Raw genomic sequence first — 14,537 nt, forward strand, 5'->3', positions numbered from 1 at the left:
GGAACGCCGCCCGGCCCCCCCCCCCGCCCCGGCTCCCCCCCCCCACCCCCCCGCCCAACAACCCACCCGCCCCCCCGGCGGGGGGGCGCCCCCCCCGGCCCCCCCCCCCGTCGGCGTGCCGCGCCACACCCTTGCGCGGTCGATCATGGAGTAGTGGTGCCGCACAGAACGGGCAAAGACGTATGCGACGCCCACCAGGAGTCCATGATCGACCGGGTTGGGGGGTTGGGGGGTTAGCGGGGGTGGGGGCTTACTGAGCGGTAGTGGGTCTTGTCGGTGTTGGCCAGGCTGTAGGTCTGGGTGCTGGCCGGCTCGGGGACGACCACCAGGCCGGGGCGCTCCACCAGCAGCGGGGTGCCGGGCGGCACCGAGAGGGAGCTGTCCCGGGTGGCCCGCCAGCTGAGCACCACAAGCGGCTGGCCGGGCACCGGCAGCTGGTACGTCTGCAACGGCGTGGCCCGGTCGGCCGGTGAGACCACCGGCGCGCTCCCGTCCGCCGGCCGGTAGACGACCGCGGTCATCGTGCCGGCGTCGGTGTCCCAGCTGAGCTGCTGCAACTCGGCCGGCTCGCCGCCGCCGAGAGCCACCTCACCGAGCGAGCGGACCGAGAGCTTCGCCATCGGCCAGGACGTCGGCACCGACTTCGGCGCGTCCCGGTCGCCGATCCGTCGCGGAATACTGCCGAACGGACCCCGCTCGCCGGCCAGCACGCAGGTGTCCAGGCCGGTGAGCGCCCGCCGGCCCGCGCCGGACTCGTCACGAACCAGCGGATAGCGCGGGTCGGTCGTGCCGGTGCCCAGGTCGAGCAGCCGGTCGGCGGCCCGCCCGCGGGGCAGCGACTCGGTGGCCCGCAGGGTCGCCGTCACGCCGACCGCCGTGCAGGCCGGCACGTCGACCGGGGCGCTGAGGCCGTCGGCGACGGTCAGCGCCCGGCCCTGCGGCCCGAGCAGTTGCTGCACCCGGGCGGAGACCAGGTAGCGCCGACCACCGGCCGTCTGCACCGGCAGGACGTCGGAGTAGACCAGGTAGCCGGGGTCGGTGTACTCGGTGGCGCGGGCGATCGCGTACCGGCCGCCGTCGCCGGTGAGTTGCAGCAGCCAGGAGGCGCTCTCACCGGGCACGTCGGCCGCGACCAGGGCCACCGGCGCCCCGTCGACCCGGCCCGAGAAGAGGATGCCGGACGAGGGCAGGTGCGCCCGGTCGTCAGCCGGCGAGCGCCAGTCGCGGACGGCCCTGGTAACCGCCGCCGTCGCCGCCGCGTCACCGGCCAGGTCGCCCCGGGGCGGCCACACCGCCAGCGTGCCGTCGAGGCTGTCGTACCCCACCCGCAGGTCGCGGGGCGTGCGCTCCGCCACGGGACCGCACGCGGTGGCGGTCAACAGCGCGGTCAGCAGGACGCTGAGCGCCCTGCCGTGCCGGCGGCCCGGAGTCACCTGATCCGCCCCCGATCGCCTCGCCGTCGTTGTGGGAAAGCGCCATAGTACGAGATGTCCGACGCGACGCTGCCGCTGGCCGGCCCCGCACCCACCACAATGGACGTCACCGGGGCTTTAGTGCCTTTTCGCCGCTCGGGTAGACTCCGCCGACTGTGACGCCTGCCGAGTCCCGCGCCCTGTCCGCGCCGCACCCGGAGGCGGCCGGCCCCGACGAGACAGTGAGCCACCACACTCCCACCGCTTCCCGGGCCAGGGCCGTCGGCGCTCCCGGCGGCTCCGCTGCTCCGGCAGCCCGTGCCGCCGCCGGCGTGGGCACCGTTCAGCGCGAGCCCGAGCCCGCACCGGCCACGACTGCGGTCGCCGCCGCGCCGGCCGAAGCCCCACCGGCAGCGCCGGTCGAGACCCCGGCGGCGCCGCCGGCCCGAGCCACCCCGGCTGGCGTACCCGTCGAAGTCACCCCGGCTGGCGTACCCGCGCAAGGGGACGGCGACGAGGGGACTGCCGGGCCGCGCCGACGTCGGTGGGCCCGCTGGACCCGGCGACGGCAGCACCTGGCGGTCGGCGCGCTGTTCCTGCTCGCCGCGCTCTGGGTGACCAGCCGGATCTGGCTGGACCCGGCCGGCCGGGTGGCGTCGCTCTACACCGGAGACCCGGCCCAGGTGCAGTTCTTCCTCGCCCACTCGGTGCGGGTGGTGCTGCACGGCGAGTACCCGTTCTACACCGAGCAGTTCAACTACCCCGACGGCGTCAACCTGATGGCCAACACGGCGGTGCTGGCGCTGGGCATCCCGATGGTGCCGGTGACCCTGCTGTTCGGGCCGGCGGTGTCCTTCGTGGTGCTGGTGACGCTCGGCCTCGCCGGCACCGCGATGGCCTGGTACCTCGTGCTGCGCCGCCACGTCGTGCGGACGCCGCTCGCGGCCGCGGCCGGCGGCTGGTTCTGCGGGTTCTCCCCGGCGATGCTCTCGCACGCCAGTTGGCACCCGAACATCATCAGCCAGTTCCTGCTGCCGTTCATCGTCTGGCGGGTGCTGGTGCTCACCCGCTCGCGCCGGCCGGTCCGCGACGGTGCCCTGCTCGCCCTGCTCGTCACCGCGCAGGCGTTCATCAACGAGGAGATCCTGCTCTTCACGGCGCTGGCCTGCGGGATCTTCCTGCTCGCGGTGGTGGCCCAGGAGCCGGCCCGCTGGCGGGCGGCGTGGCGACCGCTGGCCGCCGGCCTCGCCGCCTGCGCGCTGCTGGCCGGGGCGCTGCTGGCGTACCCGCTGTACGTGCAGTTCGCCGGGCCGATGGCGTACCACGGGCTCAGCGACGCGGTGCAGGACTACGGCAACGACATCGCCGCCTTCTTCGCCCCTGGCTCGGCCACCCTCGGCGGCAACCAGCGGGCCAACGTCAACCTGGCCCCGAACTACTCCGAGGAGAACGCCTTCTTCGGCTGGAGTCTGTCGCTGCTCGCCGTCGGTGTCGTGGTGTGGCTGCGGCGGGAGATGGTCGTGCGGGCGCTCGCCGCGACCGGTGGCTTCTTCGCCCTGCTCTCCCTCGGCGAGCGGATCTCCTGGTGGGACCGGGAGCTGATCACCGGGCCGTGGGAGTTGCTGGTGCACCTGCCCCTGCTGGACGCGGTCGTGCCGACCCGGTTCGGCCTGATCACCACTGTGGTCATCGGTCTGCTGCTCGCGCTCGCCGTCGAGCGGGCCTGGGAGCTGCGCCCGGCCGACCGGCGTACCGTCCGGACGCTCACCGCCGCCGGCCTGGCGTTCGCGCTGCTGCCGATCGCCCCGATGCCGCTGCGGATGGTGTCCCGGCCGCCGGTGCCGGAGTTCATCACCGCCGACCGCTGGCGGGCGTACGTCGGCCCGGACCAGACGCTCGTGCCGATCCCGGTGCCCAGCATGGGCAACACCCACGGCATGCGTTGGGCGGCGGCCACCAACCTCGACTTCAAGATCCCGGGTGGCTACTTCCTCGCCCCCCGCAACGGCAACACCGGCGACCCCGGTCGGTTCGGCGGCCGGCCCAGCGGGGTGGGCCAACTGCTGGAGGAGGTGGCGACCACCGGCCGGACCCCCAAGTTGGACGACCGGCAGCGTCGGCGTTTCACCGACGAGCTGCGGCACTGGCACGCGGCGATCCTGGTGCTGCCGGTCCGTCAGCAGCACGTCGAACCGCTGCGGCGTACCGTCGAGGAGCTGGTCGGCCCCGGTCGCCAGGAGCTGGACGTCTGGGTGTGGGACGTTCGGACGCTGACCGACCGCGCGGTCTGATGTCCACCGGAACGACGTCGTCGCCGACGGAGACGGCGACGGTCGGTCCGTCCACCGCGCGCCCACCCCGGCCGGCGTGGCTGCCGGACGCGTTGGTCGTCGCCGGCTACCTGGGGCTGGCGGTGCTGCTGACCAGCGCCCAGTGGGGCCACCCCGGGCGGCTGTTCCACCAGGCCGGCGACCAGGTGCTCTTCGAGTGGATGCTGGCCCACGCGGCACACGCCGTCGTCGCGGGGGAGAACCCGCTCTTCAGCACCGCCCTGAACGCGCCGGACGGGGTCAACCTGATGGCGAACACCTCGGTGCTCGGCCTCGGTGTCCCGCTGGCCCCGGTCACGCTGCTGTTCGGCTCGCAGGTGGCGTTCTGCGTGGCGGTGGTCGGCTGCCTCGCCGGCACCGCCACGGCCTGGTACGCGCTGCTGCGCCGTCGACTGGTCACCGCCCGCTCCGCGGCGGCGCTCGGCGGGCTGGTCTGTGGCTTCGCCCCCGGCATGATCGCCCAGGCCGGGGCGCATCTGCACGTGGCCGCCCAGTTCCTGCTACCGGCGATCCTCGCCCTGGTGTTCCGTCCCGGGTCGAGCCCGCGCCGGGTGTGGCGGCCCGGTGTCGGCCTCGGGCTGCTGCTCGTGTGGCAGGTGTTCATCGGCGAGGAGGTGCTCGTCTTCCTGGCGCTCGCCGCCGGGGTGTTCGCGCTGGGCTACGCCCTCGCCGACCGGGCCGCGGCCCGCCGCCTCGCGCCGGCCCTGCTCGGTCGACTCGCGGTGGCGGCCGTGGTGGCGGTGACGCTGCTGGCGTACCCACTGTGGTTCCAGTTCCACGGGCCGCAGCACTACACCGGGATGGCCTTCGCCGCGCACGGTTTCCAGCTCGACGCCGCGTCGTTCACCGCGTCGGCCCGGCAGACCGTGCTCGGTGACGACTGGCTGCCGGGGCTGCTCTCACCGAACCCGACCGAGGAGAACTCGTTCTTCGGCCCCGGCCTGCTGGTGCTCGCCGTGGTCATCGTGATCTGGCTGTGGCGACGGCCGCTGGTCCGCGCGCTGGCCGGCTGCGGTGTCGTCTTCGCCCTGCTGTCGCTCGGCGCCGACCTGCGGGTGGACGGCAACGCCACCGGCGTCGCGGGCCCGTACCGGCTGGTCGCCGGGTTGCCGCTGCTCGACCTCGCGGTGCCGGCCCGGTTCGCGCTGGTCTGCGTGCCGGTGCTGGGTGTCCTGGTGGCGCTCTTCGTGGACCGGGTGCGGGCGGCTCGCCGGTCACCGGCCGTGCCGGGACTGCCGGTACGACTGCTGGGGGCGGGAGCGGTGGCCGCCGCGCTGCTGCCGCTGACGCCGACGCCGATCCGGGCGGTGCCGGTCGCGCCGGTGCCGGGGTTCGTCGCCGACGGCGGGTGGCGGTCGCTGGTGCCTGCGGGCCGGACCGTGGTGGCGGTGCCCCCGGTGACCGGCGCCGCGCTGAGCCCGGTGATGCTCTGGTCCGCCCGCACCGGCCTGGCGTTCCGCGCCCCGGGCGGGTACTTCATCGGGCCGAGTGGTCCGGACGACCCGGCGGCCCGCTGGGGCGCCCCGGACCGGCCCACCGCCGTGCTGCTGCGCCGGGTCGCCGAGACCGGCGCGGTGCCGGTGCTCACCGAGGCCGACCGCCGCCAGGCCGTCGACGACCTGCGGCACTGGCGGGCCGCCGTGGTGGTGCTCGGCCGGTCGACGCACGACGAACCGGTCCGCCGGACAGTCGAGGAGCTGCTCGGCCCCGGCCGCCCGGTCGACGGCGGGTGGCTGTGGGACGTCCGGACGCTGGTCGGCTAGCGCTGATCCACAAGCGCGCGGACATCCCAGACCCAGACGTCGTCGACCCGCTGCGGCGGCCCGATCAGTGCGGTGACCAGCTCGCGTAGCACCGCCTCGCGCGGGTGTGCGCCGAGCACCACCACCGACGCCCGCCAGAACCGGAGGTCCTCGACGGCCTGGCGGCGGTTCTCGTCGGTGAGGACGGGGACCGCGCCAGCGTCCATCGTGGAGTAGATGAGGCTGCTGGTGGGCCGGTTCGGTGCGCCGAAGACGCCCTCGCCCAGCTCGTTGGGGCCGATGAAGTAGCCGCCCGGGACGGGGAACTCCTGCCCGGTCAGGGCACTCCAGCGCAGCGTGGGCAGGCCGTGCACGTTGCTCGGGATCGGCACCGGCACGAGGGTCCGGCCCTCCGGCACGTACGGTCGCCAGCCGCCGGCGGTGATGAAGTGCGGCGGCGGGTCGATCTGCTGGGCGGGCAGCGGCCGGGGGAAGAGCGGCAGCAGGGCGAGGGCGACCGCCGCGTACCCCAGCGGGCGCAGCCACCGGCGACGCGGCGCGGCCGGCGCGGCCGCGGCCGGCTCGTCGGACGTCGCCGGCTCCCCGGCGCGCGGTGCCGGCACGCGGCCCGGCGCGGCCACCGGGCGGCCCTGTCGGTGCGCCGCGTCCCAGGTCAGCGCCAGCAGTACGCCCACCGCGGCGGCGACCACCAGGGTCAACCGGGTCGGCATCATCATCTCGACCAGGGGCAGGTCGTCCGGCACGTACGACCAGGGGCCGCGCACCCCGGTCTCCACGCCGTCGAAGCGCACCCGCGGCCCGATCGCGGCCACCGTGAAGACCACGATCAGCACCGCGACGATCCGGGCGGCCAGCGAACGGCGCACCAGCAGCACGAGGGCCACCACCGACAGCAGCACCAGCGGCCAGCCGAACCAGGTGTTCTGCTCGGTCATGCCGATCGTCTGCTCCACCGCCGGGTCGCCCGCCCAGGTGTCCCGGGCGAAGGTCACGAACGCGACCAGGTCCTCGCCCCAGTTGTGGAACACGCCACCCTGCAGCCCGCGGTAGGACTGCGGGCCGTTGAACTGGAACCAGATCGGGTACGCCGCCAGCAGCAGCGCCAGCCCACCGGCGACGCCCATCCCGGCGAGGAACGGCCCGGCCGCGGCGCGCGTCGCCCGTGGCCGCTGCACCGCGTACGCCAGCACGACGACCAGGCAGGCCAGCGCGGTGAGCAGCAGCATCTCCTCGTTGATGAAGATCTGGTAGGTCACCAGCACCCCGAGCGCCAGCCCGTTGCGCCGCCACCGGCCCGGCTCGCCCATCCGCAGCACCCGCACCACGACCAACGGCAGCAGGAAGTTGGACACGAAGTTGGGCTGGCCGTTGGCGTGGTGGATGATGCCCGGCGCGAAGCCGAGGAACGCCCCGCCGACGAAGGCCGCCGCCCGGGAGCGCACCAGGTGCCGCGAGAGCATCCAGTAGGCGGTGCCGGCGGTGGCCGCCAGAGCCCCACCCAGATAGAGCGCGTACGTGACCTGCGGACCGAACAGCATCGTCAGTGGCGACAGCGGCAGGGTCACCCCGAGCAGCGAGGTGTTGGCCATCATGTTCACCCCGTCCGGGGCGTTCTGCCGGGCCGTGAACAGCGGGTTCTCCAGGTGCTGCACCGAGTACGCGCCGTGCGCGAACAGCCACTCGAACCAACTGTGGTCGGTGGGCAGGTGCGAGGACACCCGGCCGGTCACGTCCCCCCAGTAGTGGAGGCAGACGAAGACGCCCAGCACCACATAGGCTCCGAGGGCCAACAGGTCGGCTCGGGCCGGACGGCGTCGAGGCCGCCGTGTCGGCTCGACCTCGGCCGGCTCGGCGTCGGTCACGGGATTCAGCGAGGGGTCTACCACCGGCACAGCCACGACGCGCCATCGTACAGGCGAGGATGCGTCGCTTTTGCCGGGCCGGTACGCCCACGGCCGGTTTGCCGGGGCCGCCCCCGGCCGACCCGACCGGCGATGGAGGGACGGTCGTTGTCGATCATCGAGCTGGGCGAGGTCCGGGACGAGCCCGAGTCGCGGGCGACGGCCCGCCGACCGCGCGCCGCCGGCCGTCGGCTGCGCAGCGCGGCGGTGCTGCTGCTGGCCCTCGTCACGCTGGCCAGCGCGACCCCGGTGCGGCAACGGATCGTGACGTCGGTGCCGGCCTCGCCGGGCGCCTCGGTGTACCTCACCGAGGACGCCATCGTCGTGGTCGACACGTCGACTCCCATCGGCGACCGGTACCTGACCGCCTACGGCCGTCCCGGGCCGCGGGGCGGGGACAGCGCGCGGCTCCGGTGGCGCGCACCGCTGGAACGCAGCGGCGACTTCCTGGCGGTCTGGGGCGACCGCGGGATGCTGCTGGCGGTGGGTGCCAGCACCGCGAACGGGGTGCTGGAGACCACCGCCTTCGACGCCGGGACGGGCCAGCGGCGCTGGCGCCAGCCGGGAATCGCCAGGCGAACGGCCGACGGGGGCCTGCTCCTCGCGAACGACCTGGGCGACGGGCCGGGCACGGTGAGCCGGGTGGTGCCCGACACCGGCCGGGTGCTCTGGTCGGTGCCCGTCCCGTCCGGCAGCCCCGACTACCACGGGCCGGCGGGTCAGGTCGACCAGATCGTGTTCGTCCAGCCGACCGGTGAGCTGCAGGTGTACGACGCCGGCAGCGGCGACCTGCTGCGCAGCGTCGACACGTTGCCCGGTGCCCGGTCGGCGTTCCAGCGGGTGCAGGTCGTGGACGACCTCGTGCTGCTCGTCCCGCCCGGCAGCACCGGGCTGGTCGCCTTCCGGCTGCCCGGACTGGACCGGGTGTGGACGTCGTCGGTGCCGCTGGTGGCCTGGGCGGTCCCGTGTGCGGACCTGCTCTGCACGGTCCAGCAGACCGGCGCCATCCAGACCATCGACCCCGCCACCGGCGCCGTTCGCTGGTCGGACCCGGGGCCGGACACGTTGGTCGACGTCCGGCGGGACATGTTGCTGGTGGCCGCGCCCGAGCAACGGTACGCGGTGCGGGACGCGCAGACCGGGCGGGAACGCGCTGAGCTGGGCCGGTGGCAGCTGGTGGACCAGCTACGCCGCGACGACCCGCTGGTCGGCGTACGCCCGACGCCCGACGGCCGGCTCGTCGTCGCCGAGCTGGACCTCACCGCCGGTCGGACGCGGATCCTGGACGTGCTGCCGGGCGTGGTCGGTGGGTGCCAGGCGGCGCTGCCCGTCCTGCTCTGCCGCCGCCTCGACGGCTCGACCGCGCTGTGGCGGTTGCCCCGGTGACCGGTCCGGTGATCGATCTCGGGGAGCTGCGGCACGGGCCGGACCCCGACACCGTCCGGCTGCCCCGCCCGCCGCTGGCCCGGCAGCGGCCCCTGCGCTGCGCGCTGGTCCTGCTGCTGGTGCTCGCCGGCCTCGCCGGTTCGGGGCCGTTGCACCGGCGCGAGGTGGTGACGGTGCAGGCCGAGCTCGGCGCCGACGCGCTGGTCTCCGACGACCTCTTCGTCCTCGTCGAGCCGCTCGGCCGAACGGGGCAGCGGCGGCTCACCGCCACCCGGTTGCCCAGCGGCGAGCCGGCCTGGCAGGTGCCGTTGCCGACCGAGGGCCGGTACTGGGGAGTCGCGCAGCAGGGCGAGACGCTGCTGGTCACCGGCCACGAGGTCGGCCCGGACAGTCAGGGGACGCTCACGATGGCGCTGGACCGCCGGACCGGGGCGTACCGCTGGCAGCAGCCCGGCAACCCCGCCGCGCTTCCCGACGGCAACATCCTCATGTGGTCCGCCGGCAGCGACGACCAGGGGGGCACCCTGCGCGGGGTCGACCCGTGCTGCGGGACCGTGCGCTGGCAGGTGCCGATCAGCCCCGGCGGTGAGTTCGTCTTTCACGACGGCGAGCACGGGGTGGACCGCGTGGTCGTCGTCCGCCTGCGCGGGTCGACCGAGGTCCGCGACGCGACCACCGGCGCGGTGCTGGCCCGCACCGACCTGGGCGCCTCCGGCGGTGGGTCCAGCCTGTCCGTGCAACTGGCGGACGACCTGCTGCTCACCATCGGCGGTCCGTCGGCCACGATCACCGCGTATGGGCTCGACGACCTGCGCCAGCGGTGGCGTGTGCCCGCCGGCGAGGCGCTGTACGCGTCGGACTGCGGCGTCGTCATCTGCGTGCAGACCCGCTCCGGCGGGCTGCGGGCGCTCGACGCCGCCACCGGTCGGGACCTCTGGGGGAGCGACCGCTGGGGGTGGGTCTGGCCCTACGCCGGTCGGCTGGTGGCCACCACGGTGAGCAGCGCCGGGCCGGGCGCGGAGGAACTCGTCGTGCTCGATCCACCGACCGGCCGGGTGCTGGCCGAGCTGGGTCGGTGGGAGCTGGCCCGGTTCGCCCTCGGCGACCCGCTGATCGGCGTACGCCGCCATCCCGACGGGGGCCTGCTCGTCGCCGAGCTGGACGTCGCCGGTGGCCGGGCACGGATGCTGGACGTGTTGCGGGACGCGACCGGGGACTGTCAGGCCCTCACCGGGCGACTGCTCTGCCGGCGCCGAGACAGCGCGTACGGGCTGTGGCGGTTGCCTGGCTGACCACCGCCGGGTCGGTGTGGGCGGCGAGGGAGGATTGTTGCCCGCCGGCACTAGGTTGTCGGTGGTCAGCAGCGAGGAGGCCGGGATGCGGGTACTGGTGGTGGAGGACGAACGCAACCTCGCCGACGCGATCGCGCGTGGATTGCGCAAGCGGGGCATGGCGGTGGACGTGGCGTACGACGGCGACGCCGGCCACGAGGCGGCGTTCGTCACCCGGTACGACGTGGTGGTGCTCGACCGCGACCTGCCCGGCGTGCACGGCGACCAGATCTGCGCCGACCTCGCCGCCTCCGGGGCGCTGACCCGGGTGCTGATGCTGACCGCGAGCGGCACGGTGGCCGACCGGGTGGAGGGGTTGCAGCTCGGGGCGGACGACTACCTGCCCAAGCCGTTCGCGTTCGACGAGTTGGTCGCCCGGGTGCAGGCACTGGGCCGGCGGGCGACCCCGGCCGCGCCGCCGGTTCTCGAACTGGCGGACCTGGTGCTGGACCCGGCCCGCCGGGTCGCCACCCGCGCCGGTGTGCCGATGGACCTGACGAACAAGGAGTTCGGCGTGCTCAGTGAGCTGCTCAAGGCCCGGGGCGCGGTGGTGTCCAGCGAGGAGCTGTTGGAGCGGGTGTGGGACGCCAACACCGACCCGTTCACCACAATCGTCCGGGTGACCGTCATGACGCTGCGTCGAAAGCTCGGCGACCCGCCGTTGATCGAGACGGTGGTGGGGGCCGGCTACCGCACGGCCGAGGTCCTGCCGTGAGCCGGCCGGGGCGGTTGCGACCCACCCTGCGGTTGCGGCTGACGCTGCTCAACGGGGTGCTGCTGGTCGGCGCGGGCGCGATCCTGGTGCTGCTGGCCTGGCTGCTGGTCCGTGACGCGCTGCGGCCCACCGACGAGCTGCTGCCCGGCACGACGGTGCTGCTCTCCGACGGTGGGCGGATGGACGCCGCCCAGTGGCAGCGGGAGCTGGTCGACGCCGCCTCCGGGGAGCTGCTGGCCAAGGGCCTGGTCGCGCTGTTGGCGATCAGCGTGGTCGGGGTGGCCGGCGCGTACGCCGTGGCCGGCCGGGCGCTACGGCCCCTGCACCAGGTGACCGCGACCGCCCAGCGGCTCGGCGAGGCGACGCTGGACCAGCGGATCGGCTACTCGGGCGCGGACGACGAGGTCGCCGAGCTGGCCAAGACGTTCGACGCGATGCTGGACCGGATCGCGTCCGCGTTCGAGGCGCAGAAGCGCTTCGTGGCCAACGCCTCGCACGAGCTCCGGACCCCGCTCGCCGTGATGCGGACCGAGATCGACGTGACGCTCAGCGACGACGACGCGGACGCCGCCGAGTACCGCCGGATGGCGACCGTCGTCCGGGACGCCTCGGAGCGGGCGAACAGCCTGGTGGACGCGCTGCTGGTGCTGGCCCGCAGCGAGGCGCAGGCCGGGCGGCGGCTGGGCCGGCGTACCGAGTGCGACCTCGCGACGGGCACCGCCAACGCGCTGTCGGCGATGCGCCGCGAGGTGGAGCGGATCGGCCTGCGCGTGCAGACGTCGCTGCAATCCGCGCCGGTGGTCGGCGATCCGGGGTTGCTCGACCGGCTGGCCGGCAACCTGATCGAGAACGCGGTCCGCTACAACCACCTGCACGGTCGGCTCTGGGTGCGTACCGGCACCGACGGCGACCGCTCGTGGCTGGTGGTGGGCAACACCGGTTTCGAGGTCGACCAGGCCGACGTGCCCGGACTGTTCGAGCCGTTCCGGCGCGGTGGCCGGGAACGCACCGGGGCGCGCGGCTCCGGCCTGGGCCTGTCCATCGTCCGGGCGGTCTGCCAGGCGCACGGCGGCACCGTCCGGGTGATCGCCCAGCCCGGCGGCGGCCTGGAGGTGACGGTCACCCTGCCGACCGCGGACGCCCCGGCGGTGACCGGTGCGGTGACCACCACCGGCTGAATTGGGTTGCACACGGCGCTCGGCCGGTGGCAAGATCACGCCGTCAGCTCGGAGGCGAAGGGGGGTACGTCGATGTCCACCAGTCAGGGCTCCGCACCCCGGGTCGTCGCCGGCTGACCCCGGGCAGCGGAGCGTCCCCATCCGAGCATGGAGGGACCCCCCGTGTATCCACGGATCCGCAACATCAGTTTCGACTGCCACGACACGTACTCCCTGGCCGGCTTCTGGTCGGCCGTGCTCGGCCTACGCCCGGCACAGCGAGGACGTCCCGGGTGATCCGGAGGCGGTAACCCGCGACGAGGAGATCGAGCGGGTGCTCGGCCTCGGCACCACGATGGTCGCCGACCGGCGGCATGCCGACGGGACGGGTTGGGCGGTGCTGGCCGACCCGGAGGGCAATGAGTTCTGCGTGCTGCGCAGCGCCGGGGAACGTGTCGCCATCACCACTGTGGAGGACCAACCGTGAGTTCGACGATCCACAACATCAGCTTCGACTGTCGCGACACGTACGCCCTGGCCGGTTTCTGGTCGCAGGTCTTCGACTGCCCCCGGCAGCCCGACGACTTTCCGGGCGACCCGGAGGCGATGCTCCTGCCGCCAGGCGGGCCGGAGGTGCTGTTCATCGCCGTGCCCGAGGGCAAGGCGGTGAAGAACCGACTGCACCTGGACCTGGAGCCGGCCGACCGGTCGCGGGCCGACGAGGTCGAGCGGCTGCTCGGCATCGGCGCGGTGCACGTCGCGGACCAGATCCGGCCGGACGGCTCCGGCTGGGTGGTGCTCGCCGACCCGGAGGGCAACGAGTTCTGCGTGCTGCGCAGCGCGGCCGAGCGGGCCGCGTCACCGGCGGGCGTGGCGGCGACGGGTGACGTCGAGCCGGTCCAGGCGCTGGAGACGGCCGCCGGGGATCCTGTCGCGTCGCCGTGATCCACGGGACGGCGTAACAGGTTGGCGTGGTGTTGGATGAGCGACCACAGCAGCCAGATGAAGGATGTGTGGGCAGATATGGACACGACGGCGACCGAGCCGGTGCAGGCGTACCTCACCGCGACCGGCGAGCGGCTTCGGGTCGACGGCTGCGAGGTGCGGACCGAGGACTGGGGCGGCGTACCGGTGCTGATCGGCTACCGGGGCGACTTCAGGATGCGGTGGATGGCGACCAAGCTGCATTTGTTCACGGTCGCCGCGCCGACGACGCTGGTCACGGCGGACGCTCTGCAGAGGTTCACCGCCACGGCGATGGACTACGTGTTGGCCCGCAAGGGGCAGCTGCGTGGCTTTCAGAACGGCGTGGCCGTGTTCCCCGCCCTGGTCGGCACTCAGGTCGAGCCGGCGGCCTCGGCGTGGGCGCAGGGGGGCCAGCAGATGAAGTTCGCCGCGGTGGCCCGTCCGGTGGCGGTGGACGCCGGCAGCGGCACGGCCAGCGCGTACCGCGGCAATCCGGCGCTCGGCTTCATCTATGCGGCCCACCTGCGGAGCAAGTTGAACGCGTACTTCCCGGTGGCCGGAGCCTGAGCGGTCCGTGACGTACGGCGGGGCCCCGGTCACCGTGAGGTGGCCGGGGCCCCGGTCGTGCACGGGTCAGGAGCGCTGCTCGATCTGGCCCCGGATGGTGACGAACTCGGCCTTCGTCTCCTCGGCCGACTTGAAGTACATGACCACCAGGCCCACGCTGCCCCGGTCGGCCCAGACGCAGACGCCGAGCGGCACGCCCTCGGTCTTGCCGTCGCCGCAGCGCGCGTCACCGCCCAGCGGGCCCGCCTCGGCCACCGCCATGTTGGTCACCGACAGCTCGCTGGACAGCCCGGTGACGGCCTCGTCCAGCTCCTTCTTCGGGTCGGCCATCACGCCGGACACCGCCGTGATCATGATCAGGTCCTGCTTGGCCGGATCGCCGTAGAACGCGCCGATCGTGCTTGTCTCGTTCTGCACCTCGGTCTTCATCTCGGTGACCATCTGGTCGGCGATCGTCTGCAACTGCGGGTCGGTGTTCTTCGCCCGGCCGGCGAGGGTGGCCGGCGCGACCACCCGGGTCTTGGTGGCGTCGACGACGTCGCCCACCTCGTCCTTGACCGCGAACCAGGTGATCGCCGCGCCGCCGAGGCAGAGCACGAGCACCACGGCCAGCACGATCAGGATGATCTTGCCGACGTTCGACTTCTTCGCCGGTGGCGGGCCGCCGAACTGGTTCGGGTCGCCGTACGGCTGCCCCGGCTGAGCCGGCGGGAAGCCCTGCTGCTGCGGCGGCGGCCAACCGCCGGGCTGCTGCGGCTGGCCCGGCTGCTGCGGCACGGCCGGCTGGCCCGGCTGCTGCGGCGGGGGAGGGGAATCGTGCGGCGGGCCGAAGGGGTTGGCCGGCGGCTGGGACATCAGTCAGCTCCAGGATGGGTGTGCAAAGCGCGTGATCGTAACCCGGCGACCGCCCCAGCGTGGCCCCCGCCCAGGTCCCGCCCGGTCCCGCGCGCTCCCGGGCCGGTCACCAACGAGCGCGGTGGCCGGCCCGGTCCACGAGGGACGGTCCGGC

The 14,537-nt window shown here is 74.2% G+C and carries 11 protein-coding genes and 1 pseudogene; 9 read left to right on the top strand and 3 right to left on the bottom strand.

The window, feature by feature from the left end:
* Positions 1–233: 233 nt before the first annotated feature.
* Entirely contained in the window at positions 234–1,394 is a 1,161-nt protein-coding gene (locus AB0J68_RS12295) for a hypothetical protein (protein ID WP_354858175.1), read from the bottom strand.
* Positions 1,395–1,987: 593 nt separating this feature from the next.
* Between AB0J68_RS12295 and AB0J68_RS12300 the strand changes: the two genes are divergently transcribed.
* Positions 1,988–3,703 (top strand): hypothetical protein, encoded by a 1,716-nt coding sequence (locus tag AB0J68_RS12300; protein WP_363938223.1) that lies wholly within the window; start codon positions 1,988–1,990, stop codon positions 3,701–3,703.
* Complete coding sequence (locus tag AB0J68_RS12305; RefSeq protein ID WP_363938208.1) at positions 3,703–5,505, top strand: hypothetical protein; 1,803 nt, start codon at positions 3,703–3,705, stop codon at positions 5,503–5,505. Before AB0J68_RS12300 ends, AB0J68_RS12305 begins: the two co-directional genes overlap by 1 nt.
* Here AB0J68_RS12305 and AB0J68_RS12310 read toward each other — a convergent pair.
* Positions 5,502–7,397: a hypothetical protein gene (locus tag AB0J68_RS12310; protein WP_363938226.1), complete on the bottom strand. Its 1,896-nt coding sequence runs from the start codon at positions 7,395–7,397 to the stop codon at positions 5,502–5,504. The two genes, AB0J68_RS12305 and AB0J68_RS12310, sit on opposite strands and share 4 nt — an antisense overlap.
* Before the next feature lie 117 nt (positions 7,398–7,514).
* On the opposite strand from AB0J68_RS12310, the gene AB0J68_RS12315 reads away from it, so the two are divergent.
* The 7 genes and pseudogenes from AB0J68_RS12315 to AB0J68_RS12345 all read left to right on the top strand — a co-directional run bounded on the left by AB0J68_RS12315 (position 7,515) and on the right by AB0J68_RS12345 (position 13,528).
* Complete coding sequence (locus tag AB0J68_RS12315; protein ID WP_363938211.1) at positions 7,515–8,792, top strand: PQQ-binding-like beta-propeller repeat protein; 1,278 nt, start codon at positions 7,515–7,517, stop codon at positions 8,790–8,792.
* Entirely contained in the window at positions 8,789–10,084 is a 1,296-nt protein-coding gene (locus AB0J68_RS12320; RefSeq protein ID WP_363938213.1) for a PQQ-binding-like beta-propeller repeat protein, read from the top strand. The genes AB0J68_RS12315 and AB0J68_RS12320 overlap by 4 nt, the downstream gene beginning before the upstream one ends.
* Before the next feature lie 85 nt (positions 10,085–10,169).
* The gene (locus AB0J68_RS12325) at positions 10,170–10,838 is read left to right on the top strand and encodes a response regulator transcription factor (RefSeq protein ID WP_039907546.1); all 669 of its coding nucleotides are present in this window, start codon (positions 10,170–10,172) and stop codon (positions 10,836–10,838) included.
* Positions 10,835–12,016 carry a HAMP domain-containing sensor histidine kinase gene (locus AB0J68_RS12330; protein ID WP_363938216.1) on the top strand — a complete coding sequence of 394 codons (1,182 nt, stop codon included), beginning with the start codon at positions 10,835–10,837 and terminating at the stop codon, positions 12,014–12,016. The genes AB0J68_RS12325 and AB0J68_RS12330 overlap by 4 nt, the downstream gene beginning before the upstream one ends.
* Positions 12,017–12,163: 147 nt before the next feature.
* Positions 12,164–12,482 (top strand): annotated as a pseudogene (locus tag AB0J68_RS12335) (VOC family protein).
* The gene (locus AB0J68_RS12340; protein ID WP_355063972.1) at positions 12,479–12,940 is read left to right on the top strand and encodes a VOC family protein; all 462 of its coding nucleotides are present in this window, start codon (positions 12,479–12,481) and stop codon (positions 12,938–12,940) included. The pseudogene AB0J68_RS12335 and the gene AB0J68_RS12340 overlap by 4 nt, the downstream one beginning before the upstream one ends.
* A gap of 36 nt (positions 12,941–12,976) precedes the next feature.
* Positions 12,977–13,528: a levansucrase gene (locus AB0J68_RS12345; protein WP_363938219.1), complete on the top strand. Its 552-nt coding sequence runs from the start codon at positions 12,977–12,979 to the stop codon at positions 13,526–13,528.
* A gap of 66 nt (positions 13,529–13,594) precedes the next feature.
* On the opposite strand, the gene AB0J68_RS12350 is transcribed toward AB0J68_RS12345, so the two are convergent.
* Entirely contained in the window at positions 13,595–14,383 is a 789-nt protein-coding gene (locus AB0J68_RS12350; protein WP_354858152.1) for a hypothetical protein, read from the bottom strand.
* Positions 14,384–14,537: the final 154 nt, after the last annotated feature.

It is taken from the genome of Micromonospora sp. NPDC049580, from assembly GCF_040675595.1.
GTDB lineage: Bacteria > Actinomycetota > Actinomycetes > Mycobacteriales > Micromonosporaceae > Micromonospora.